Source organism: Pseudomonas sp. MPB23, from assembly GCF_046605395.1.
In the GTDB taxonomy this organism is placed as follows: Bacteria; Pseudomonadota; Gammaproteobacteria; order Pseudomonadales; family Pseudomonadaceae; genus Aquipseudomonas.
Map to the genome: position 1 here is coordinate 1,270,965 of NZ_CP176771.1, position 21,790 is coordinate 1,292,754.

The 21,790-nt window shown below is 63.2% G+C and carries 18 protein-coding genes; 12 read left to right on the plus strand and 6 right to left on the minus strand.

The genetic code is table 11. From position 1 onward, the window contains the following. Window positions 1–25 precede the first annotated feature (25 nt). The 3 genes from ribD to ltrA form a co-directional block, all read right to left on the minus strand. A complete protein-coding gene (gene ribD / locus ACLH0J_RS05810; protein WP_411391224.1) occupies window positions 26–1,162 on the minus strand; it encodes a bifunctional diaminohydroxyphosphoribosylaminopyrimidine deaminase/5-amino-6-(5-phosphoribosylamino)uracil reductase RibD in 1,137 nt (378 codons plus the stop codon). Next, on the minus strand, window positions 1,159–1,623 hold the full coding sequence (nrdR, locus tag ACLH0J_RS05815; RefSeq protein ID WP_010566829.1) for a transcriptional regulator NrdR: 465 nt from the start codon (window positions 1,621–1,623) through the stop codon (window positions 1,159–1,161). Before nrdR ends, ribD begins: the two co-directional genes overlap by 4 nt. Window positions 1,624–1,715: 92 nt before the next feature. Further along, the gene (gene ltrA, locus ACLH0J_RS05820) at window positions 1,716–3,422 is read right to left on the minus strand and encodes a group II intron reverse transcriptase/maturase (RefSeq protein WP_042853748.1); all 1,707 of its coding nucleotides are present in this window, start codon (window positions 3,420–3,422) and stop codon (window positions 1,716–1,718) included. Window positions 3,423–4,603: 1,181 nt separating this feature from the next. Between ltrA and ACLH0J_RS05825 the strand changes: the two genes are divergently transcribed. The 3 genes from ACLH0J_RS05825 to trxA are packed head-to-tail and all read left to right on the plus strand — an operon-like array spanning window position 4,604 to window position 6,624. Then, complete coding sequence (locus tag ACLH0J_RS05825; protein ID WP_411391225.1) at window positions 4,604–5,059, plus strand: YbaY family lipoprotein; 456 nt, start codon at window positions 4,604–4,606, stop codon at window positions 5,057–5,059. Then, entirely contained in the window at window positions 5,056–5,718 is a 663-nt protein-coding gene (locus tag ACLH0J_RS05830; RefSeq protein WP_411391226.1) for a class I SAM-dependent methyltransferase, read from the plus strand. Before ACLH0J_RS05825 ends, ACLH0J_RS05830 begins: the two co-directional genes overlap by 4 nt. A gap of 33 nt (window positions 5,719–5,751) precedes the next feature. Then, entirely contained in the window at window positions 5,752–6,624 is an 873-nt protein-coding gene (gene trxA / locus ACLH0J_RS05835) for a thioredoxin (RefSeq protein ID WP_411391227.1), read from the plus strand. 29 nt (window positions 6,625–6,653) lie between these two features. Here trxA and ACLH0J_RS05840 read toward each other — a convergent pair whose 3' ends face one another. Then, complete coding sequence (locus ACLH0J_RS05840; RefSeq protein WP_411391228.1) at window positions 6,654–7,004, minus strand: hypothetical protein; 351 nt, start codon at window positions 7,002–7,004, stop codon at window positions 6,654–6,656. Between the two features lie 132 nt (window positions 7,005–7,136). Here ACLH0J_RS05840 and ACLH0J_RS05845 point away from each other — a divergent pair, with 132 nt between their 5' ends. From ACLH0J_RS05845 to ACLH0J_RS05865, 5 genes are all read left to right on the plus strand, one after another. Beyond that, the gene (locus ACLH0J_RS05845) at window positions 7,137–7,745 is read left to right on the plus strand and encodes a DUF2796 domain-containing protein (protein ID WP_411391229.1); all 609 of its coding nucleotides are present in this window, start codon (window positions 7,137–7,139) and stop codon (window positions 7,743–7,745) included. A 6-nt stretch (window positions 7,746–7,751) separates the two neighbouring features. Beyond that, on the plus strand, window positions 7,752–8,462 hold the full coding sequence (locus tag ACLH0J_RS05850) for an ABC transporter ATP-binding protein (protein ID WP_411391230.1): 711 nt from the start codon (window positions 7,752–7,754) through the stop codon (window positions 8,460–8,462). A 1-nt stretch (window position 8,463) separates the two neighbouring features. After that, window positions 8,464–9,729: an ABC transporter permease gene (locus ACLH0J_RS05855; RefSeq protein ID WP_411391231.1), complete on the plus strand. Its 1,266-nt coding sequence runs from the start codon at window positions 8,464–8,466 to the stop codon at window positions 9,727–9,729. A gap of 11 nt (window positions 9,730–9,740) precedes the next feature. Then, on the plus strand, window positions 9,741–10,256 hold the full coding sequence (locus ACLH0J_RS05860; protein ID WP_411391232.1) for a DUF3299 domain-containing protein: 516 nt from the start codon (window positions 9,741–9,743) through the stop codon (window positions 10,254–10,256). 94 nt (window positions 10,257–10,350) lie between these two features. Continuing rightward, window positions 10,351–11,049 carry an OmpW/AlkL family protein gene (locus ACLH0J_RS05865; protein WP_411391233.1) on the plus strand — a complete coding sequence of 233 codons (699 nt, stop codon included), beginning with the start codon at window positions 10,351–10,353 and terminating at the stop codon, window positions 11,047–11,049. A gap of 137 nt (window positions 11,050–11,186) precedes the next feature. Here ACLH0J_RS05865 and ACLH0J_RS05870 read toward each other — a convergent pair whose 3' ends face one another. Then, window positions 11,187–12,071 carry a sugar nucleotide-binding protein gene (locus ACLH0J_RS05870; protein ID WP_411391234.1) on the minus strand — a complete coding sequence of 295 codons (885 nt, stop codon included), beginning with the start codon at window positions 12,069–12,071 and terminating at the stop codon, window positions 11,187–11,189. A 167-nt stretch (window positions 12,072–12,238) separates the two neighbouring features. Here ACLH0J_RS05870 and ACLH0J_RS05875 point away from each other — a divergent pair, with 167 nt between their 5' ends. Beyond that, the gene (locus tag ACLH0J_RS05875; protein ID WP_411391235.1) at window positions 12,239–16,495 is read left to right on the plus strand and encodes a DEAD/DEAH box helicase; all 4,257 of its coding nucleotides are present in this window, start codon (window positions 12,239–12,241) and stop codon (window positions 16,493–16,495) included. Window positions 16,496–16,535: 40 nt separating this feature from the next. Here the strand turns inward: ACLH0J_RS05875 and ACLH0J_RS05880 are convergent, their stop codons facing one another. Then, window positions 16,536–18,641 (minus strand): mechanosensitive ion channel family protein, encoded by a 2,106-nt coding sequence (locus tag ACLH0J_RS05880; protein WP_411391236.1) that lies wholly within the window; start codon window positions 18,639–18,641, stop codon window positions 16,536–16,538. Window positions 18,642–18,812: 171 nt separating this feature from the next. Here ACLH0J_RS05880 and ACLH0J_RS05885 point away from each other — a divergent pair, with 171 nt between their 5' ends. Genes ACLH0J_RS05885 through ACLH0J_RS05895 form a run of 3 tightly spaced genes read left to right on the plus strand, consistent with a single transcriptional unit; the run spans window position 18,813 to window position 21,788 of the window. Beyond that, the gene (locus ACLH0J_RS05885; RefSeq protein WP_411391237.1) at window positions 18,813–19,592 is read left to right on the plus strand and encodes an endonuclease/exonuclease/phosphatase family protein; all 780 of its coding nucleotides are present in this window, start codon (window positions 18,813–18,815) and stop codon (window positions 19,590–19,592) included. Continuing rightward, window positions 19,589–20,851 carry a cardiolipin synthase ClsB gene (gene clsB, locus ACLH0J_RS05890; protein ID WP_411391238.1) on the plus strand — a complete coding sequence of 421 codons (1,263 nt, stop codon included), beginning with the start codon at window positions 19,589–19,591 and terminating at the stop codon, window positions 20,849–20,851. Before ACLH0J_RS05885 ends, clsB begins: the two co-directional genes overlap by 4 nt. Then, on the plus strand, window positions 20,841–21,788 hold the full coding sequence (locus ACLH0J_RS05895; RefSeq protein ID WP_411391239.1) for a lysylphosphatidylglycerol synthase domain-containing protein: 948 nt from the start codon (window positions 20,841–20,843) through the stop codon (window positions 21,786–21,788). The genes clsB and ACLH0J_RS05895 overlap by 11 nt, the downstream gene beginning before the upstream one ends. The last annotated feature ends 2 nt before the right edge of the window (window positions 21,789–21,790 follow it).

Sequence of the window (21,790 nt, forward strand, 5' to 3'; positions counted from 1 at the left end):
GGCCGCGCTGGGCGCAAGCCGAAAATTATACGCTCGCTGCTGGCACAGGGATGGCAGTGACTCGCCAGTCATCGCCCACTGCGCGCATTTCAGTGATCTTGAGTTGGGGGGCGTCGGCCAGTTTCTCAAGCGGCCAGTCCAGCAATGGCCGGGCTGCGGAGCCGAGGAACTTGCCGGCGACGAAAATCACGTATTCGTCCACCAGGCCCTGCTGGGCGAACGCGCCCGCCAGGCTTGGGCCGGCTTCCACCAGCACGTCGTTGACGCCACGGCCCGCCAGCGCCACCAGCGCCGAGCGCAGGTCGACCTGGCCATCGACACCGGGCACCACCAGGCACTCGGGGCCACGGGGAAACTGGTTTTCGGCGGTGACGCAGGTGATGACCAGCGCCGGCCCGGCCTTGAAGAACGGTGCGTTGAGCGGCACCCGCAGGCGGCCGTCGATCAAGACGCGCAGCGGCGGGCGTGACATCGCCAGCGCGGTGGTTTCGGCGTCCAGGCCGAGTTCGGCGGCGCGCACGGTCAGGCGCGCACCATCGGCCAGCACCGTGTCGGCGCCGGTCAGCACCACGCTGGCCTCGGCGCGCAGGCGCTGCACGGCGGCGCGGGCGGCAGGGCCGGTGATCCATTGGCTTTCGCCGCTGGCCATCGCGGTGCGCCCGTCCAGGCTCATCGCCAGCTTGACCCGCACAAACGGCAGGCCCTGTTCCATGCGCTTGAGGAAACCTTTATTGAGGGCTCGCGCTTCCCCTTCGAGTACACCGCTGTGCACGTCGATGCCGGCCTGGGCCAGACGCTGCATACCGCGCCCGGCGACGTCCGGGTTGGAGTCCTGCATCGCCGCGACCACCCGCGCCACCCCGGCGCTCACCAGCGCATCGGCGCACGGCGGGGTATGGCCGTAGTGGCTGCACGGTTCGAGCGTGACGTAGGCCGTGGCGCCGCGGGCTTTGTCACCGGCCGCGCGCAAGGCATGCACTTCGGCATGGGGCTCGCCGGTACGCACGTGCCAGCCTTCGCCGACGATCTGCCCATCGCGCACAATCACGCAACCCACACGCGGGTTGGGATGGGTGGTGTACAGGCCGTTGCGCGCCAGTTCGAGGGCGCGGGCCATGTAATGGGCGTCGAGGACGGTCTGTTCAGCAGAAGGTGGGTTCATTTTTTGACCGGCTCACGGGCCAGGCGGTCGATCTCTTCGCGGAACTCATTGAGGTCCTGGAAGCGTCGATACACCGAAGCGAAACGGATATAGGCGACTTCGTCGAGCTTTTGCAGCTCGCCCATCACCAGTTCTCCAACCACCAGGGACTTGACCTCGCGCTCGCCGGTCGCGCGCAGCTTGTGCTTGATATGCGCCAGCGCCGCCTCCAGCCGCTCGACACTCACCGGGCGTTTTTCCAGGGCGCGCTGCATACCGGCGCGCAATTTATCTTCGTCGAAAGGCTGGCGGCTGCCGTCAGATTTGATCAGGCGCGGCAACACCAGTTCGGCGGTTTCAAAGGTGGTGAAACGTTCACCGCAGGCCAGGCATTCGCGCCGGCGACGCACTTGATCGCCCTCGGCGACCAGACGCGAGTCAATGACCTTGGTGTCGTTGGCACCGCAGAAGGGACAGTGCATGGTGGCAGGCAACAAAAAAGTCGGGTGGGGATGAGCCATTACTGGCTTATCCCCCCCTAAGAACCGTACGTGCGCCTTTCGACGCATACGGCTCAAGCCGTCATTAAGCCCCCAGAGGGAGCCGGTTTGTCCACGTGCAGACCACGGGTGTGGAGCTGATGGTGGCAGTTGGGGTGCAAGAGTACCCGATTCCCCATTGAGTCACTACCGCCCTGTGTGCGGAAGATTATGTGATGGTCGTGCCATCCCGTCTCTTTGGTGATCGGCTGCTTACACAACAGGCACAAACCTTTTTGACTGGCGTAGAGGCTACCGATTTGTTTCCGGTACTTCAGCTTATTCAGCATCCGGTCCATCCGCAGCTTTTCGCCCATCGTCTCCATGGCAGGGTCGTAGGGGTTGTAATCCCCACTCACCTTCTTGTGCCGCTCGATCGGAGTATCCGCAAGGGAATACAGCCCGATCTCCCGCCTCTTGCCGTTCGCCTCCAGAACCGTGGTTGCGAACATCCAACTTTTCCCTGCGATGGTTCGAAAATACTTCTTCCGGACCCATTCAAGAGATTTGTTGGGATGTCGCCTTTTCGCCCAACGCCAGAGTTTCACAAAAACTCTGTGGTCCATCCAGCTATACACTTGCTTGGCCACTACTGGCTGATGGTAAAACGCCCACCCCCTTAACATCGGGTTCAGCAGTCGGATCAAATCTTCCTGCTTACTCGTCTTATGGGTGTCGATTGCTTCCCTGACCTTGCTATAGAACGCCTTGACGTTCTTTTTACTCGGCTTGATCAGCAACGTTCCTTCGTATTTCCGGAAATTCCATCCAAGGAAGTCGAAGCCTTCGTCGATGTGGACGAGCCGCGTTTTCTTGAGTGACAGCCGTAGTCCTCGTGTTACGAGGAATTGCTCTACCCAAGGTTTCACCTCGTTTTCCAGTACCTCCGGAGAGGTACCCGTGATCACGAAGTCATCTGCGTATCGCACCAAATTCACCTTCAGCTTTTTCGCCCTTGTCACTCCTAGGTGTTGCTTGAGGAGTGTTTCCAGACCATCTAGTGCCAGATTTGCCAACACGGGGGAAATGATCCCCCCTTGTGGCGTACCCGCATCCGTTGCGTGTAACTGCCCCTTGTGGATGACGCCGGCCTTCAACCACTGCCGAAGCATCCGTACATCCGTTGGGACATTCCTTAGCAGCCATTCATGGTTGATGTTGTCGAAAAATCCTTCGATGTCCGCGTCCAGTACCCATTGAGCCGAGACTTTTTGGGATAAGCATACGAACAACTGCGCCATTGCATCCGCCGTGGAACGTTCGATCCTGAAGCCGTAGCTATTGGGATCGCCTCGGGTTTCAGCGACGGGAGACAGAGCCAGCATGTACAGCGCTTGCATGGCTCTATCCGTCATGGTTGGTATGCCCAGCGGGCGCTCCCGACCATCCGACTTCGGGATGTAGACTCGCCGTAGTGGCCGAGCCTTGTAACCCCGCGTTTTCAACAAACCAACCGCACTCCATTTCGCGTTAGGTGTATCCCAGAGTTGCTTATCGACTCCCGCCGTGCGGCTCCCCTGATTTTCCGTGACTCTCCGTACGGCCAAGTATCTAGCCGACTTCGAGCGGGTGAGCATCCGTTGCAGGGATTTGACCCTACGCCATTTGCCCTCCCGACAAGCCTTCGCAATTCGCACCTGCATTTCCCGGACGTTCCGCTGGACCCGACACCAATCGACGTCGTGCCACTGCTGTGGAATGCCGGAAAGCGCAGGCTCACCATGCTGGCTGAGCTCTTTCATGCTGCTTTCCTCTCAAAGTGAAACCACCCGAGCGGAAGGCGCACGTACCCCTTTCGGGGTGCATGCACCCCGAAAGGGTAGGATTATCAAGGGCCGATGAAGCTAAGCCCTGAAGTTGATGAGACGGTCTCAGTCAGAGTCATTGCGACAGAAGACCACGCAGAAGTCTGCCCGGTTTCCCGTGGGGTGATGTTCCAACCCCTGTCCAGACCATTACAGCCTGGCGTTCGCTTTCTCTGCGATCCCATACCCGCACCGCCAACAGTGTTCCTTGCGGTTCACCTGCCCAAAGGGCAGCGATACAGGCTTACCACGTTCCCTATCTGTCACACGACTGGGTTAGGACCCGCCTTTTCGCCGGTGGTCTTGATGACGACGTATCTCCACTCCCTACAGGGATAACCGACCACGTACCTTTTGGTTAGAGCCTGACAGCAGCTTTGGCTCCTTCATGCTCACGGCGTTTATCAGCGGTTCACATTAGTTGTCCCTACCAGTCAGCCTTGCGCCTCAACCCGGTGCAGCTCCGAGTCTCTACAGGCTTCCTCACGGAAGATCTGTACCCATTACGGGGCTACGTTGTCGGGCGAGCTCCGAACAACACCGTTGCCAGTGATGCACGTCGCCCTAGGCTACCGTTGGTCGCACAACGAGTCCGCTACCATCCAGTGAAAGCGATGGTTGGACAATGACAGACAGAGCTTTCGCTCATGTCTCCGGAGAAATGGAAGCGGGGACGACCTAATAGGTCGCTCGCCTCTGAATTGTAACCTCCTGTTGCAAACGGGCAGGAGGAGACCCCTGCGGGGGTCTGGGCTCCCACAAGGGTTAGATTTAAGAGGCTCTCCAAAACCGGGGGTACCGGTTCTGCGGTCGTGCTACCGAGGGCTAAACGACCTTTGGGCTTGCCTGTCGCCGCAGCGATAAGTCCTTGAAGGCAATGGACTTCCGGGCAGGTTTTGTTTCCTGGGGGTGGCTACCCAAGTATTCGATTTCCTTGCGGAAATCCCATCAAGCTGACCATACAGCTTGATGCTGGAGACACGCTACGCGTGTCGCACAGGGAGGGCCATGGTAGCGCATCCCCGTGGCAAGACAAGCCAAAGCCTTTGCGGTATATAGGCTGACGATTATGTTTCATGTTTTTTAAGCCACGGATATTGTCCTTTTGGGAGCCGTACATGCAGTTACGACCACTCGTTTTACTCACCCTGTTCGGTTTTCTGGTCGCCTGCAGCAGCGAAGCCCCGAAACCGTCGACGCCGCAACCGCAGCCGGCACAAGAGAAAAAAGTCCCCGGCCTTGAAGACCTCGGCCCCCTGCCGGCCTACCAGCGCGAGATCAACGGCAGCCTGACCAACGTGCCTGCCGGCGCCGAAGTCGAGATGGCCCTGCTGGTGATCGACGACCGTTCGCGCCCACAACAATTGCTCGCCAGCAGTGTGCTCACCGGCAACGGCAAGCCCCTGGCCTTCCGCCTGCGCTACAACCCCGAGGCCTTCCCGACCGGTGCGCGGGTTGAATTGCGCGGTCGTGCCAGCGAGTCCGGCCAGTTGATCCTGCACCTGCCGGCGGTGCGCATCACCCAGCCGATCACCCAGACCACCGGCCCCCTGCAACTCGTCAAAGCACCATGACGCCACCGCTGGACCTGCAGCGCGCCCTGAGCGAACTGATCGGCGACGCGCACTTGGTGCCCTGCCCGTTGCCGGACACCGCGCTGTCGCTGTGGCTGCTCGATGCCGACAACATGGACCGCGCCTTCAGCCCCGAGGAAACCCGGCGCATCCTGCATGAACCGCCCTACTGGAGTTTTTGCTGGGCCAGCGGCCTGGCGCTGGCGCGCTACCTGGCGGCCAACCCGCAGTGGGTCGCCGGCAAGCGCGTGCTGGACTTTGGTGCCGGCTCCGGCGTGGCGGGGATTGCCGCGATCAAGGCCGGCGCGCTGGAAGTGGTGGCCTGCGACCTTGATCCACTGGCCTTGGCGGCCTGCCGAGCGAATGCTGAACTCAATGATGTGACACTGGGATATTCAGCGGACTTTTTCGCCGAAGCCGACCGCTTCGACCTGATCCTGGTGGCCGACGTGCTCTACGACCGCGCCAACCTGCCGTTGCTGGATCTGTTCCTCAGTCGCGGCCGCGAAGCGCTGGTGGCGGATTCGCGGGTGCGGGACTTCCAGCACCCGGCCTATCGACGCCTGGAGATACTCGACGCGCTGACCCTGCCAGACCTGGCCGAGCCTTGGGAGTTTCGCAAGGTGAGCCTGTACCATTCGCGGCGCCAGCCCTTATAGTTGCCCCCATTCCCGCTTTATTCGAGACGCCCCATGAGTGAGCCCACGCCGTACATTTTCGACGCCACCACCGCCACGTTCGACCAGGCGGTGATCCAGAACTCCTTCCACAAACCCGTGCTCGTGGACTTCTGGGCCGAATGGTGCGCGCCGTGCAAGGCGTTGATGCCGATGCTGGCGCAGATCGCCGAGAGTTATCAGGGCGAGTTGCTGCTGGCCAAGGTCGATTGCGAGGCCGAGCAGGACATCGTGGCGCGCTTTGGTATTCAGAGCCTGCCGACCGTGGTGCTGTTCAAGGACGGCCAACCGATAGACGGGTTCGCCGGCGCGCAGCCGGAGTCGGCGGTACGGGCGATGCTGGAGCCCCATGTACAGATGCCGCCACCGGCTGCCGCAGACCCGTTCGAGCAGGCCAAGGCGTTGTTTGCCGAAGGGCGTATCAGCGATGCCGAAGCGCTGCTGGTGGCCTTGTTGGGCGAGGACAACACTAACGCTGGCGCGCTGATCCTGTACGCACGTTGCCTGGCCGAACGCGGCGAACTGGGTGAAGCCCAGACCGTGCTGGATGCGGTCAAAAGCGACGATCACAAGGCCGCCCTCGCCGGGGCCAAGGCGCAAATCACCTTCCTGCGCCAGGCCGCCGACCTGCCCGACGTTGCCGACCTGAAAAGCCGCCTGGCGCAAAACCCGCAGGACGACGAAGCCGCCTATCAGTTGGCCATTCAGCAGTTGGCGCGCCAGCAATACGACGCGGCGCTGGAAGGTTTGCTCAAGCTGTTTGTGCGCAACCGCAGCTACAGCGAAGGCCTGCCGCACAAGACCTTGTTGCAGGTGTTCGAGTTGCTGGGCAACGATCACCCACTGGTGACCGCATACCGCCGCAAGCTGTTCGCCGCGCTGTACTAACCGCCTTGTAGGAGCGAGCTTGCTCGCTCCTACAAGGGGTTGATCCAGGTATAGAGCGGCGTATCAGCGCCGCTGCTGACCTTGACCTGGGCGCTATGGCGCAGGCGCACCAGCAGGCGCTTGGCCGCTGCGGCATCCCCCGCCAAACCTTCCAATTGATCGAGCAGTTCCAGGCCACTGAGGTGTCCGGCGTTGCGCAGCAGGTCCTGGGCGTTCTGCCATAGGTCATCGTTGGGCTTGACCGCTGCAACCGGCGCGGCGGCCGCACTGGCCTCGGGCGTGGTCTGCAAGCGCGCGCCGAGTCGCGCCCAATCGTCGTCGTCCAACTCCACGGTCAAGTCCACCGGCAAGTCGCCGATGGTTCCACGAATTCGCAACATCGTCCTTACTCCTGCATTTTTTCTGACGGGCATGCTCCCATGTGACTTGCGCAACGCCAAGCGGGCGGTCAAACTCGCCGCATCTTTGTTATAAGATTACATAACAAAACTTTCATCTTCTGGAGCCCGTCCATGCGCCGTCTGTTGCTTGCTTTGCCGTTTGCCCTGCTGCCACTGGCTATCGCCCATGCTGCCGACGAGCATGACCACGATCACGAACATGCCAGCCTCGGCGCCCATGAACACGGCGTTGGCCGTCTCAATGCGGTGCTCGATGGCCAGGCCCTGGAGCTTGAGCTGGACAGCCCGGCGATGAACCTGGTGGGTTTCGAACACATGGCAACCACCGCCGCCGACAAAGCCAAGGTCGCTGCCGTGCGCAAACAGCTGGAAAACCCCGCCGCCCTGTTCAACCTGCCCACGGCCGCCGGTTGCGTGGTCAGCACCCAGGAACTCAACAGCCCGCTGTTCGGCGACAAGCCGGAAGCCGACCATGACGACGACGATCACGACCACGACCACGACGCCAAAGACGGCGCCCACGAGCATCATCACGACCACAGCGAAATCCACGCCCACTACCAGTTCACCTGCGCCACGCCGACGGCCCTGAGCAACCTCGACCTGAGCCAAGTGTTCAAGACCTTCCCCGCCACCCAGAAAATTCAGGTACAACTGATCGGCCCGAGCGGCCAGCAAGGTGTCGATGCCACCGCCACCGCAGCCACCCTGAAATTCTGAATTCACATGACCCACGCATTGATCGAACTGTCCGACCTGGGCTTCAACTGGCCCGGTCATCCACAGTTGCTGGACATCCCCGCGTTCCGCCTGGAAGCGGGGCAAACCCTGTTTCTCAAGGGCCCGAGCGGCAGTGGCAAGACCACCTTGCTCGGCCTGCTCGGCGGCGTGCAGAAACCCAGCCGGGGCAGTATCCGCCTGCTCGGCCAGGAGCTGACCGACCTCTCGGCCGGCGCCCGTGACCGCTTTCGCGTCGACCACACCGGCTATATCTTCCAGCAGTTCAACCTGCTGCCGTTCCTGTCGGTGCGCGAGAACGTCGAGCTGCCCTGTCACTTTTCCAAATTGCGCGCGCAACGGGCGACCCAGCGCCACGGCAGTGTCGACAAGGCCGCCGCCGCCTTGCTCGCGCACCTGGGCTTGAAAGACAAAGACCTACTGGAGCGACGTGCCGACTCGCTGTCCATCGGCCAACAACAACGGGTGGCCGCCGCCCGCGCGTTGATCGGCCAACCGGAACTGGTGATCGCCGACGAACCCACCTCGGCCCTGGACTACGACGCCCGCGAAGCCTTCCTTCAGCTGTTGTTCGCCGAATGCCGCGAAGCAGGCGCCAGCCTGTTGTTTGTCAGCCACGATCAGAGCCTGGCCCCGCTGTTCGATCGCCACCTGTCGCTGGCCGAACTCAATCGCGCCGCCACGCCCGCAGAGGTTTGAGATGTATTTGTTCCGTCTGGCCATGGCCAGCCTGGCTAACCGCCGCTTTACCGCGATCCTCACCGCTTTCGCCATCGCCCTGTCGGTATGCCTGCTGCTGGCGGTGGAACGCGTGCGCGTCGAGGCACGCAACAGTTTCGCCAGCACCATCAGCGGCACCGACCTGATCGTCGGCGCGCGTTCCGGCTCGGTGAACCTGCTGCTGTATTCGGTGTTCCGCATCGGCAACGCCACCAATAACATCCGCTGGGACAGCTACGAGCACTTCGCCGCCAACCCCCAGGTGAAATGGGCGATTCCGATTTCCCTCGGCGACTCCCATCGCGGCTACCGGGTGATGGGCACCAACGCGTCGTACTTCGAGCACTACCAGTACGGCCGCAAGCAGAACCTCGAACTGGCCCGCGGCCGCGCCTTCGCCACCGATCCGTTCGAAGTGGTGCTCGGCGCCGAAGTGGCCGACGCGCTGCACTACACGCTCGGCGACAAGCTGGTGCTGGCCCATGGCGTGGCGACGGTCAGCCTGGTCAAGCACGATGACAAACCCTTCACCGTGGTCGGTATCCTCAAGCGCACCGGCACCCCAGTGGACCGCACGCTGCATATCAGCCTGGGCGGCATGGAAGCGATCCACATCGACTGGCACAACGGCGTGCCGGCCCAGGGCAAAGGCCGCATCAGTGCCGACCAGGCGCGCAACATGGACCTCACGCCGCAAGCGATCACCGCGTTCATGCTCGGCCTGAACAACAAAATTTCCACCTTCGCCCTGCAACGCGAGATCAATGAATTCCGTGGCGAACCGATGCTGGCGATCCTGCCCGGCGTGGCGCTGCAAGAGCTGTGGAGCATGATGGGCACCGCCGAAAAAGCGTTGTTCGTGATCTCGCTGTTCGTGGTGCTGACCGGTTTGATCGGCATGCTCACCGCGATCCTCACCAGCCTCAACGAACGCCGCCGCGAAATGGCGATCCTGCGGTCGGTGGGCGCGCGGCCCTGGCATATCGCGACGCTGCTGATCTTTGAAGCGTTCGCCCTGGCGCTGTCCGGCGTGATGGCCGGCGTGGGCCTGCTCTATGTGTGCATCGCCGCGTCGCGTGGGTATCTGCAGGCCAATTACGGCCTTGATTTGCCGATGTCATGGCCAAGCGAATATGAATGGACGCTGCTGGCGGGTATTCTCGCCGCCGCGCTGTTGATGGGCTGCGTGCCCGCCTGGCGTGCCTATCGGCAATCTCTGGCCGATGGCCTGTCCATACGTTTATGAGGAAGGCTTCAATGCGTCGTGTCCTGTTTGCGCTGTTGCTGCTGGTGACCTCGCCCGTCTGGGCCGCCCAGGCGCCTAAAGAGCTGACCTGGTCGGAACTGATCCCGCCGGATGCCATGCCGGAAGTGCCCAATATGCAGCCGCTGCACAACCTGTCGGGCATAGCGGGTGCGCTGGAATCGGCGCCGGCGGCCAAGCAGGAAATGCCCCACGCGCCTGTGGTCCAGGGCCTCGATGGCCAGCACATCCGTTTGCCGGGCTACATCGTACCGCTGGAAGTCAGCGAGTCTGGCCGCACCACCGAGTTTTTGCTGGTGCCGTATTTCGGCGCGTGCATCCATGTGCCGCCACCGCCGTCTAACCAGATCGTGCATGTGAAAAGCGAAGTCGGGGTGAAGCTCGATGAGCTGTATCAGCCGTACTGGATCGAGGGGAAGATGCAGGTCAAGCCGTCCTCCAGCGAGCTGGCCGACGCCGGATATCAGATGGATGCCGAGAAGATTTACATCTACGAACTGCCGGAGTAACGCTTATCGCCCTTTCATTGAGCTGAGTCAAAAGACTTAACGGAACGATCTCTACCATTGGACGTACAACTTTTAAACGTCCTCTGGAGCTCCCATGAACAAGTCCCTGCTCGGCGCATCCCTCTTCGCCCTCGCCCTCGCTGCCCCCGTTGCCCATGCTTATGAGGCCGGTGACATTCTGGTTCGTGCCGGTGCAATTACCGTGAACCCGAACACCGACAGCGGTAGCGTCAAGGTTGATCAGGGTCCATCGGCCGGCGCCAACCTGGGCGGCAAAGCGACCTTGAGCAGCAACACGCAACTGGGTCTGAACTTCGCTTACATGTTCACCAGCCACTGGGGTATCGAACTGCTGGCGGCCTCGCCGTTCTCCCATGACGTGAAACTCAAGGGCACTTCCGTGGCCGGAGCCAACGGTAAGCTCGGCTCCCTGAAACAACTGCCGCCAACCCTGAGCGTCGTGTACTACCCGCTGGACAGCGCGTCGAAGTTCCAACCGTATGTGGGTGCCGGTATCAACTACACCTGGATCTATGACGAGAGCCTGAGCGGCACCGCGAAACAAAACGGTTTCAGCAACTTCAAGGCCGAAAACTCCTGGGGCTGGGCCGCGCAGATCGGTGCTGACTATATGATCAACGACAACTGGATGATCAACGGCCAGGTACGTTATATCGACATCAGCACCACAGCCACCGTGGACAACAACGCCCTGGGCCAAGGCACTCGCGCCAAGGTCAATGTGGACGTTGATCCATTCGTGTACATGGTCGGTGTCGGCTACAAGTTCTAAGCGATCGTTCACACGCGTCACAAAACCAGTGTGGGAGGGGGCTTGCTCCCGATAGCGTGGTGTCAGTCAACAGATTCATTGACTGACCCACCGCTATCGGGAGCAAGCCCCCTCCCACATTTGTGCTTTGTGTGGTGTCAGCCGCGCCGGTAGAACCGATCCAGCAACGCCGGCAACCCCGCCCGCCACGCCCGTGGCTTGATGCCGAAGGTGTGGAGGATTTTCTTGCAGGCCAGCACCGCATGTTGCGGTTCCTCGCCGGCATCCGGCCGCGCCGCATGGGCCTGGGCCGTGGGGGCCTCGATCGCCAGCGGATGAAAGCTGCGCGCCTCGGTGAGAATCGCCTGGCCCAGGGCCAACGGCGTAGTCGCCTCATGCCCGGCGTAGTGGTAGGTGCCCCACAGCGGCGCCGCGCAATCGAGTTGTTTAAGCACCGAGATGATCACTCGCGCGGCATCGTCCACCGGTGTCGGGTTGCCGCGACGGTCGTCCGCCATCAGCAACTCATCCGGCTGCTCGGCCCGCGCCAGGAAGCGCCCGAGGGTGCCATCGGCGCTGTCATCGAGTAGCCAGCCAAAGCGCAGCAGTATGTGATGCGGGCAGGTGGCGCGCACGCTCTGCTCGATGCGCCACAACGCCTGGCCGCGCAGGCCCAGGGGCACCGGCTCGTCCTTTTCGCTGTAGGCGGTGGCGCGGGAGCCATCGAACACGCGGTAGCTGGACGGTTGTAGCAAGGTAATGCTGTGGTGCTGACACAGTTCGGCCAGGCGTTCGATGGCGGATTCCTGGGCGGCCAGTCGGGCTTCGCTGACGGTCTCCGCCTGGAACCAGTCGAAATAGTAGGCGAGGTTGATCAACGCATCGGGACGGGTGTCGTCGAGCAATTGGGTGAGGCTCGCGGCATCCCAGCCGTCTGTGGGCGGTTTGGGGGCGAGGAAACCGATGTCTTCCTCCGCACCGAGGCGAATCAGCGCCTGCCCGAGGGCATTCCCGCCGCCCAGTAACATAAGGCGCATTCGCATAGATTGAGCAGGCCCGGTCTGTTTGGAACGATGGTTAGTGTCGGCAAGCTCGTGAGCCTTGCCGTTTGCATTTGCCAGAATCGTTGCATTTTGCGGGTTTGTAGCGCAACCGTCACGGATAAAGTGCGGGGCTTGCAACTTGACCTCGTGGGTTGCATATAAGAGCGATGAACCTTCCCGAATCAACGGACACGGTATTGAACGGCTTCCACCCCGCCGTCAGCGCCTGGTTCCGCAGCACCTTCCCTTCGGTGACAGACGCCCAGGCCCAGGCATGGCCGCTGATCCGCCAGCGCCGCTCGACCCTGATCGCCGCGCCCACCGGCTCCGGCAAGACGCTGACCGCCTTCCTGGCGGTGCTCGACGATCTGGTCCACCAGGGCCTGGCCCACGGCGGGCAACTGCCGGACGAGACCCTGGTGGTATACGTGTCGCCGCTCAAGGCGCTGTCCAACGACATCCAGATCAACCTGCAAACCCCGCTCGCCGGGATCACCGAGCATTTGCAGCGTTTGGGCCTGCCGCCCCTGGCGATCCGTACCGCCGTGCGCACTGGCGACACGCCGCAAAAAGACCGCGCACAGATGCGCAAGCGCCCGCCGCATATCCTCGTGACCACCCCGGAATCGCTCTACGTGCTGCTCGGATCCGACTCCGGCCGGCAGATGCTGGCGAGCACGCGCACGGTGATCGTCGATGAGATCCACGCCATCGCATCGAGCAAACGCGGCAGCCACCTGGCCCTGAGCCTGGAGCGCCTGCAAGGCTTGTGCGCCGAGCCGTTGACCCGCATCGGCTTGTCGGCCACGCAAAAACCCATCGACGCGGTGTCACGCTTTCTGGTCGGCACCGGGCGAGCGTGCGGCATCGTCGACATCGGCCACGCCCGACCCCGCGACCTGGACATCGAAGTGCCGCCGGTGCCGCTCTCAGCGGTGATGGCCAACGATGTGTGGGAGCTGGTCTACGACCGCCTCGCCACGCTGGCCCGCGAACACCGCACCACGCTGATTTTCGTCAACACCCGGCGCCTGGCCGAACGCCTGGCGCGGCATTTGAGTGAGCGCCTGGGCAAGACCGCCGTGGCCGCCCACCATGGCAGCCTGGCCAAAGAACTGCGCCTGGACGCCGAACAGCGGCTCAAGGCCGGCGCGCTGCAAGTGCTGATCGCCACTGCCTCGCTGGAACTGGGGATTGATATCGGCGAGGTCGACCTCGTGTGCCAGATCGGCTCGCCCGGTTCCATCAACGGTTTTCTGCAGCGGGTCGGTCGCTCCGGTCACCAGGTCGGCGGCACGCCCAAGGGACGCCTGTTCGCCACCACCCGCGACGACCTGATCGAATGCGCCGCCCTGCTCGACTGCGTGCGCCGGGGCGAACTGGACACCCTGCGCATTCCCGTGGCTCCGCTGGACGTGTTGGCCCAGCAGATCATCGCCGAAGTCAGCGCCCAGGAATGGTCGGAGCAGGCGCTGCTGGCGCTCATCCACCGCGCCGCGCCCTATGCCGCGCTGGATGAACACCACTTCCAGGCGCTGTTGCAGATGCTCACCGATGGCTACAACGGTCGCCAGGGCATCCGCAGCGCCTACCTGCACCGCGATGCGCTGACCCGCACCCTGCGCGGCCGCCGTGGTGCCCGGCTCACCGCCGTGACCAGCGGCGGCACCATCCCCGACAACGCCGACTACAGCGTGTTGCTCGAACCCCAGGGCCTGAACATCGGCAGCGTCAACGAAGACTTCGCGGTGGAAAGCATCGCGGGGGATATCTTCCAGCTAGGGAATACGTCCTACCGCATCCTGCGGGTCGAAGCCGGCAAGGTGCGGGTCGAGGACGCCCACGGCCAGCCGCCGACCATTCCGTTCTGGCTCGGCGAAGCACCAGGGCGCAGCCACGAATTGTCGGCCGCCGTGGCGCGCTTGCAGGGGCACCTGGACGCCCTGCTCAGCGCCACGCCCGGCGAACTGCAACCCGCCCTGGACTGGCTCACCGGCACCCTGGGCCTGAACCGCGCCAGCGCCGAACAGATCGTCGATTACCTGGCCCGCACGCGCCTGGCCCTCAGCGCGTTGCCGTCCCAGGACACGTTGATCATGGAGCGCTTTTTCGATGAGTCCGGCGGCACCCAACTGATCATCCACACGCCCTTCGGCAGCCGCCTCAACCGCGCCTGGGGCCTGGCGCTGCGCAAGCGCTTTTGCCGCACCTTCAACTTCGAGCTGCAAGCGGCGGCCAGCGAGAACGCGATCGTGCTGTCGCTGTCCACCAGCCACAGTTTCGCGCTGGATGAGGTGTGGCGTTATCTCAACAGCGCCAGCGCCGAGCACCTGCTGGTCCAGGCCGTGCTGGATGCGCCGTTGTTCGGCGTGCGCTGGCGCTGGAACGCCGGGGTGGCCCTGGCGTTGCCGCGCTATGTCGGCGGGCGCAAAGTGGCGCCGCAGATCCAGCGCATGAAGAGCGAAGACCTGATCGCCAGCGTGTTTCCCGACCAGATCGCCTGCCTGGAAAACCTCGCCGGCGAGCGCGAAGTGCCCGAACACCCGCTGGTGGAACAAACCCTCGACGACTGCCTGCACGAAGCCATGGACAGCGACGCCTGGCTGGCGCTGCTGCGGCGCATGGAGCGCGGCGAAGTGCGCCTGATCAGCCGCGACCTGCCCGCGCCCTCGCCCATGGCCGCCGAGATTCTCAACGCGCGCCCCTACACCTTTCTCGACGATGCACCGCTGGAAGAACGCCGCACCCAGGCCGTGCTCAACCGGCGCTGGAGCGACCCGCACAGCACCGACGACCTCGGCGCGCTGGATGCCGAGGCCATCGCCGGCGTGCGCGAAGAAGCCTGGCCGGCACCCCATGGCCTGGATGAAATGCACGAGGCGTTGATGAGCCTGGCGTGCATCGCCGAGCACGAAGCCACGCCGCAATGGGCCGTGTGGCTCAACGCCTTGGCCAAGGGCGGACGCGCCTACCGTTTGCAGAACGGTCTGTGGGTGGCCGTCGAGCGCTTGAGTTGTGTGCAGGCGATCTACCCCAACGGCTTGCCGCTGCTACCGGGCTTCGATGAACCCTGGACCGTCGATGAGGCCCTGGTGGAAGTCCTGCGCGCGCGCCTGGGGGGATTCGGCCCGCTGACCGTGACCGAAATCGCCGCGCCCCTGGCGCTGCCGGTGGCCGACGTCACCCAGGCCCTGGCCCGACTTGAGCAGGAAGGTTACGTGCTGCGCGGTCGCTTCAGCCCCGGCACCGTGGATGAACAATGGTGCGAACGCCACCTGCTGGCGCGGATTCATCGCTACACGGTCAAGCGCCTGCGCCGGGAAATCGAGCCGGTGGCGTTGCAGGACTTCATGCGCTTTCTGTTCGATTGGCAGCACCTGTCCGAAGGCACTCGTGGCCAAGGCAGCGCTGTGCTGGCGGAAATTGTCGGCCAGTTCGAGGGCTACGCTGCCGCCACCTCGGCCTGGGACAGTGATTTGCTCAGCGCACGGATCAAGGATTACGCCGCCACCTGGCTCGATGAACTGTGCCGCAGCGGCAAACTCGTGTGGACGCGCTTGAGCAACACCTCCAGCGCCATCGCCCTGCGCAGCACGCCGGTGGTGCTGTTGCCGCGCAGCCAGGTCGCGCTGTGGAGCGGGCTGACCGAACAGACGGACAGCACGACCCTGTCGCCCAAGGCGCAGAAAGTCCACCTGGCCCTGCGCGAACACGGCGCGCTGTTTTTCGATGAGCTGGTGCACGAAGCCCATCTGCTGCGCAGCGAACTGGAAAGCGCCCTGCAGGAACTGGTGGGCGCCGGCCTGGTGAATGCCGACAGCTTTGCCGGGCTGCGCGCACTGACCACGCCAGCGAGCAAACGCCAGGCGCGCAGCAGTCGGCGTGGGCGCGGGGCATTGATCGGCGGCATGGACGATGCCGGACGCTGGGCGCTGGTCCGCCGCGCACCGGACGCCGCCCGCCCGCACTCGGCCGAGACTCTGGAGCATGTGGCGATGACCTTGCTACGCCGCTACGGCGTGGTGTTCTGGCGCTTGCTCGAGCGTGAGGCGGATTGGTTGCCCAGTTGGCGCGAACTGCTGCGCACCTTCCATCGGCTGGAAGCGCGGGGGGAGATTCGCGGCGGGCGGTTTGTCAGCGGTCTGGCGGGGGAGCAGTTTGCCTTGCCGGAGGCGATTCCGTTGCTGCGTGAAGTCAGGCGCCGGCCCCATGACGGAAGCCTGATTGCCGTGTGCGGGGCCGATCCGCTGAACCTGGTGGGCACGCTATTGCCAGGCAGCAAAGTGCCGGCAGTGAGCGGTAACCGGATTGTGTACCGCGATGGGTTGCCGGCGGCGGTGATGGTCGGTGGCAAGCCGCACAGACTGTTGGAACTGGATCAGCAAACCACCAGCGCAGTCAGAGAGAAACTGATCAAACGCTAAGCCCCTTGTGACAGCTTTTTGTAGGAGGGATTTGCGCCGATCATTGCGGGCGCGGCTGCTCGGTCAACACCACCGACGCCGGCACCTCTTCATCCGGCTCATCCACCGGGCTTGCGCGCTTGGACAACCAAACCTGCTGTGGATAAGTCTGCGCGAAGTGCACCGCATCACAGTTATCCACAAGCTTTTTCAGGCGCTGATTGAACGCACGGCTCACCGCATACTGCCCGCCCGACACCGTACGGAACTGCGCCGTGAGCACCACGCCATTGAGGTCCATCTTGTCGACGCCGAACACTTCCAGCGGCCCTTGCAGGTTGTATTTGAGGAACACATCGTCCCGGATCGACTGCCCCGCTTCGCGAATCAGCTCCACGGCCTTGTCCACGTCAGTGTCGTAGGTGAACTGCACCGAGAAGAACGCATAGGCAAATTGTCGCGACTGGTTGGTGACCGCCTTGATCTGCCCGAACGGCACCGAGTGCACGAAGCCCTTGCCGTCGCGCAGGCGCAGGGTGCGGATGGTCAGGCCTTCGACGGTGCCGGCGTGGCCGGAGTCGAGCACCACCCAGTCGCCGATCGACAGCGTGTCTTCGATGATGATGAACAGGCCGGTGATCACGTCCTGCACCAGTTGCTGGGAACCGAAACCAATCGCCAGGCCGACCACACCGGCACCGGCCAGCAACGGCGCGACGTTGATCCCCAGGTTGGCCATGGTGGTGATCGCACAGATCACCACCAGGATGATTTTCACCGCATTGCGCAGCAGCGGCAGGATGGTTTTCACCCGCGTGCTGGGCTGGCGGCTGGAGCGTTTGTTCACCGGCGGTTTGAGTGCCTCCTGGATCGCCGTGTCGAGCACCACCCAGAACAGCCAGGTCATCAACAGGATCAGGCCGATGCTGCTGAGGGAATCGCTGATCGCGCGGCCCACCGAGTTGCGCTGGGCGAACTCGAACAGCGACACGCCCCAGATCCGCCCCAGAATCTCGATAAAGGCGACGGCCATGACGATGCGCAACATCGCGTGCAGCAAGCTGAGGAAACGCTCCTTGTAGGCACTGCTGCGCTGGACCGCCACCTGGCTGCGGGACTTGAACAGTTGTTGCAGCACGGTACTCAGGAACACCGTGCCGATCAGCAGGATCGTGGTGAACAGCGCGCAGCGCAGGGCTTTTTGATTGTCGTCGCCGGCACCGACCAGGTTGATCGCCGAGACCAGCACCATCAACAGAATCGGCCAGTACCACAGCCCGGAAAACACCCGCAGCGACTGCTGCAACGCCGGATGCTTGAGGCGCTGGGCCAACGGCCGATTGCGGATCAGATGCGCCACCGGACGGCGCAGGCGAATCACCAGTACGCCGAAGATCACCGCCGCGAACAGGCCGGTAAACACCGCGATGCTGCTGGTGATATTGCCGCCGAACTGACGGGCGATCTGCGGGCTGGTGAGGGCGTCGCTGAGGGCGGCGAGGAAGCCGATCAAAAACAAGGGTCTTGGGCAGTAATCGCGAATGATCTGCACGGCGGACCGCTTATGCCCGATGTTGAACATGACGATCACGCACAGCAGCACCGAGGTGGAAAAGATGCCGCTACTGGTGGCGTAGGCAAAACACAGCGCCAGCGCGCGGCCTATGGATGAGGGTAAAAAGTGGCTGACATAGAGGGTCAGCGGCAGGCAGATCAGCGCCGGGAGCGTATACGGCAGCACATAGCCCAGCCCCCCTTGCAGGCGTGTGCGCGGCGCGATGAACGAACGCCGGCCCAGGCGTTGCACGCCAACGCGCCCGAGCATCGTCAGCACCGCAAAGGCGCCGATCCACACCCCGGACAGCAACAGGAAATCCCCGGCCACGCTCCACGGCGAACGCTGGGCCGTCTGGTCGACCAGCCGCCCGACTTCATCCGCTGCCCGGTCCGCGCGCAGGCGCCATTCATCGATCAGGTTCTGATTGAGGTCCAGTTTCTGCTGCACATCGTCGATGCTGGAACTGATGGCCCCGAGCAGACCGCCTTCCACCAACAACTCCGGCTTGGCCTCGGCGTCGGGTTCCGCCGCGGTGGCCGCGGCTTGCAGGGTGCCGCTGCCACAAAACAGCAGCGCGCCGAGCAGTAATGCAGTCTTGAGATTCAGCAAAGCAGCGGGCTCCTTCAGAAGGTTCTGTAAGGAACTGACGGGTTTGAGGCTGGATCGTTCCCCTATATCGCCATCCTGAAGGCCACCGCCTGTAGGAAGCCGGAAACTTTCCGCCAAACATCGCAGTCAGCCATAAACGGGGCCACGCCCCACCCGTTTAGAGGAGCAAACATGGCTGCGATCCCCGACTGGGTGCCGATCACCCCTAACGTCGCGATCACGCGCTTCACGGTGCTGACGGTGAATATCCACAAGGGGTTCACCGCCCTGAACCGACGCTTCATCCTGCCCGAGCTGCGCGAAGCGGTGCGCAGCGTCGGCGCCGATATGGTGTTCCTGCAGGAGATCCACGGCACTCACGAGCGCCATCCCCAGCGCTACAGCAATTGGCCGGACATGCCGCAGTACGAATTCCTCGCCGACAGCATCTGGCCGCAGTTCGCCTACGGCCGCAACGCGGTCTACCCCCATGGCGACCACGGCAATGCGCTGCTGTCGAAATTCCAGATCGTGCGTTACGACAACCTCGATATCTCCCAAAGCGGCCATGAAAACCGTGGCCTGCTGCATTGCGTACTGCGCCTGCCAGGCACCGGGCAAGAGGTGCATGCGATCTGTATCCACCTGGGCCTGCGCGAAGTCCATCGCCAGCAGCAATTGCGTTTGCTGGCGCAACGCATCCGCGCGATTCCGGCCGAGGCGGCGTTGGTGGTTGCGGGCGATTTCAACGACTGGCGTCAGAAGGCCGACCTGAGCCAAAGCGGCCTGACGGAAGTGTTCGTGCACGCCAATGGCGGGTTCGCGCGCACCTTCCCCGCACGCCTGCCGTTGCTGGCGCTCGACCGTATTTATGTGCGCAACCTGAAGATCCATAACCCTCAGGTGCTCACCATCCGCCCCTGGTCCCATCTGTCGGACCATGTGCCGTTGTCGGTGGAGATCGAACTATGAACCCTGCGGTCGAGCACATCGCCACCGATCAACCGCCGCACAAAACCACGGCCCGCGACGTGGATTACGGCTGGCAGCGCGATAATCAGGTCGAGCTGCTGGAGAACGGCGAGGCGTACTTTCCCAAGGTGTTCGAGGCGTTGCGCGGGGCGCAGCGCGAGATCCTGCTGGAGACCTTCATCCTCTTCGAAGACAAGGTCGGCCAGGAGCTGCAAAGCCTGCTGATCGAGGCCGCGCAACGCGGGGTCAAGGTGGTGGTCAGCCTGGACGGTTTTGGCTGCGGCGAACTGAGCCCGGCCTTTCTCGCCGAACTGGCGGACGCAGGGGTAGCGGTGCAGATGTTCGACCCGGCGTCCAAGACCCTGGGCATTCGTACCAACTGGTTTCGCCGTCTGCACCGCAAGATCGTGGTGGTGGACGCCGCCGTGGCGTTTATCGGCGGGATCAATTTTTCCGCCGATCACCTGGGGGATTTCGGTCCCGAAGCCAAGCAGGATTATGCGGTGCAGGTGATCGGCCCGGCGGTGGCCGACTTGCATCATTTCGCCCTGGCGCAAAGCGGTCGCCAGGTTCGCACGCGCCGTGGCTGGCGGCGGCGCCAACAGCGGCCTTCGCCCTGGACGACGGAAAACGGCGACGGCCTGGTGCGCCTGATTTATCGCGACAATCTCCAGCATCGCGACGACATCGAAGAGACGTATATCCACGCCCTGAGCAACGCCCGGCAGCGGGTGGTGATCGCCAACGCGTACTTCTTCCCCGGCTATCGCCTGCTGCGCGCGATCCGCAACGCGGCGCGCCGTGGCGTGCAGGTGCAATTGATCATGCAGGGCCAGCCCGACGTGCTGCTGGCCAAGCTGGCCGCGCGCATGCTCTACGACTATCTGCTCAAGGATGGCGTGGTGATTCACGAGTATTGCCAGCGCCCGCTGCACGGCAAGGTCGCGCTGGTGGATGACGAGTGGAGCACCGTGGGGTCGAGCAACCTCGACCCCTTGAGCCTGTCGCTGAACCTGGAGGCCAACGTGCTGATTCGCGACCGGGCCTTCAACCAGCAGTTGTATGAACGCCTTGAAGCCCTGGCCACGAACCATTGCCGGACCATGCCGGAAAACCGCACGCCGCGCCTGTGGCTCTGGCGCTTGACCGTGGGTTTCCTGGTGTTCCATGTGATGCGCCACTTCCCTGCGCTGACCGGCTGGCTGCCGGCGCACAAGCCGCGCTTGAAACCCTTCGAGAGCCCGGCCCATGACCTCTGAAAACCGCTTCAAGCGCTGGAAGAAACCGCTGACGGTCGCCTTCTTCCTGTTGCTGATCGTGCTGTTCACCCTGCTCGCCCGGCGCATCGACTGGAGCGAAGTGATCCAGACCCTGGGCGAGTTCAAGCTGCGCACCTTGTTGATCGCCGGCGGCCTGACGCTGTGCAGCTTCCTCGTCTACGCCTGCTTCGACCTGATAGGCCGCACCTACGTCCGCCAGCCCCTGCGCTGGAAACAGATACTGCCGGTGGGGATCATCAGTTATGCGTTCAACCTCAACCTCAGCGCGTGGGTCGGCGGGATTGCCATGCGCTATCGGCTGTATTCGCGGCTGGGGGTGAGCACGGGCAATATCGCCAAGATCCTCGGCCTGAGCCTGGCGACCAATTGGTTTGGCTATATGGCCCTGGCCGGCGTGGTGTTCAGCAGCGGGCTGGTGACACTGCCACCGGGCTGGACACTCAGCAGCGGCGCCCTGCAGGGCGTGGGTGTGCTGTTGGTACTGGCCAGTCTCGGTTACCTGGCGGCCTGCCGGTTTTCAAAAAAACGCGCGTGGTCGATTCGCGGCATCGAGATCAACCTGCCGTCGCTGCGCATGGCGTGTTTGCAACTGGCGCTGGGGGCGTTGAACTGGTCCTTGATGGCGGCGGTGATTTTCACCTTGTTGCCGGCCAAACTGGACTATCCGCTGGTGCTAGGGGTGCTGCTGATCAGCGCGATTGCCGGGGTGGTCACCCACATTCCCGCCGGGCTTGGCGTGCTGGAGGCCGTGTTCATCGCCCTCCTGCAGCACCAAGCCTCGCGCGGCAGCCTGCTGGCCGGGCTGATTGCCTATCGGGCCATCTATTTTATTCTGCCGCTGCTGATCGCCCTGGTGATGTACCTCGGTGTCGAGGCCAAGGCCAAGGCGCTGCGAGTGAAGAAAACCCCCGCGTGAGC

Bases quoted from the DNA above. Each gene is read 5' to 3' on its own strand.
- ribD (WP_411391224.1), bottom strand. From the start codon at position 1,162: ATGAACCCACCTTCTGCTGAACAGACCGTCCTCGACGCCCATTACATG.
- nrdR (WP_010566829.1), bottom strand. From the start codon at position 1,623: ATGCACTGTCCCTTCTGCGGTGCCAACGACACCAAGGTCATTGACTCG.
- ltrA (WP_042853748.1), bottom strand. From the start codon at position 3,422: ATGAAAGAGCTCAGCCAGCATGGTGAGCCTGCGCTTTCCGGCATTCCA.
- ACLH0J_RS05825 (WP_411391225.1), top strand. From the start codon at position 4,604: ATGCAGTTACGACCACTCGTTTTACTCACCCTGTTCGGTTTTCTGGTC.
- ACLH0J_RS05830 (WP_411391226.1), top strand. From the start codon at position 5,056: ATGACGCCACCGCTGGACCTGCAGCGCGCCCTGAGCGAACTGATCGGC.
- trxA (WP_411391227.1), top strand. From the start codon at position 5,752: ATGAGTGAGCCCACGCCGTACATTTTCGACGCCACCACCGCCACGTTC.
- ACLH0J_RS05840 (WP_411391228.1), bottom strand. From the start codon at position 7,004: ATGTTGCGAATTCGTGGAACCATCGGCGACTTGCCGGTGGACTTGACC.
- ACLH0J_RS05845 (WP_411391229.1), top strand. From the start codon at position 7,137: ATGCGCCGTCTGTTGCTTGCTTTGCCGTTTGCCCTGCTGCCACTGGCT.
- ACLH0J_RS05850 (WP_411391230.1), top strand. From the start codon at position 7,752: ATGACCCACGCATTGATCGAACTGTCCGACCTGGGCTTCAACTGGCCC.
- ACLH0J_RS05855 (WP_411391231.1), top strand. From the start codon at position 8,464: ATGTATTTGTTCCGTCTGGCCATGGCCAGCCTGGCTAACCGCCGCTTT.
- ACLH0J_RS05860 (WP_411391232.1), top strand. From the start codon at position 9,741: ATGCGTCGTGTCCTGTTTGCGCTGTTGCTGCTGGTGACCTCGCCCGTC.
- ACLH0J_RS05865 (WP_411391233.1), top strand. From the start codon at position 10,351: ATGAACAAGTCCCTGCTCGGCGCATCCCTCTTCGCCCTCGCCCTCGCT.
- ACLH0J_RS05870 (WP_411391234.1), bottom strand. From the start codon at position 12,071: ATGCGAATGCGCCTTATGTTACTGGGCGGCGGGAATGCCCTCGGGCAG.
- ACLH0J_RS05875 (WP_411391235.1), top strand. From the start codon at position 12,239: ATGAACCTTCCCGAATCAACGGACACGGTATTGAACGGCTTCCACCCC.
- ACLH0J_RS05885 (WP_411391237.1), top strand. From the start codon at position 18,813: ATGGCTGCGATCCCCGACTGGGTGCCGATCACCCCTAACGTCGCGATC.
- clsB (WP_411391238.1), top strand. From the start codon at position 19,589: ATGAACCCTGCGGTCGAGCACATCGCCACCGATCAACCGCCGCACAAA.
- ACLH0J_RS05895 (WP_411391239.1), top strand. From the start codon at position 20,841: ATGACCTCTGAAAACCGCTTCAAGCGCTGGAAGAAACCGCTGACGGTC.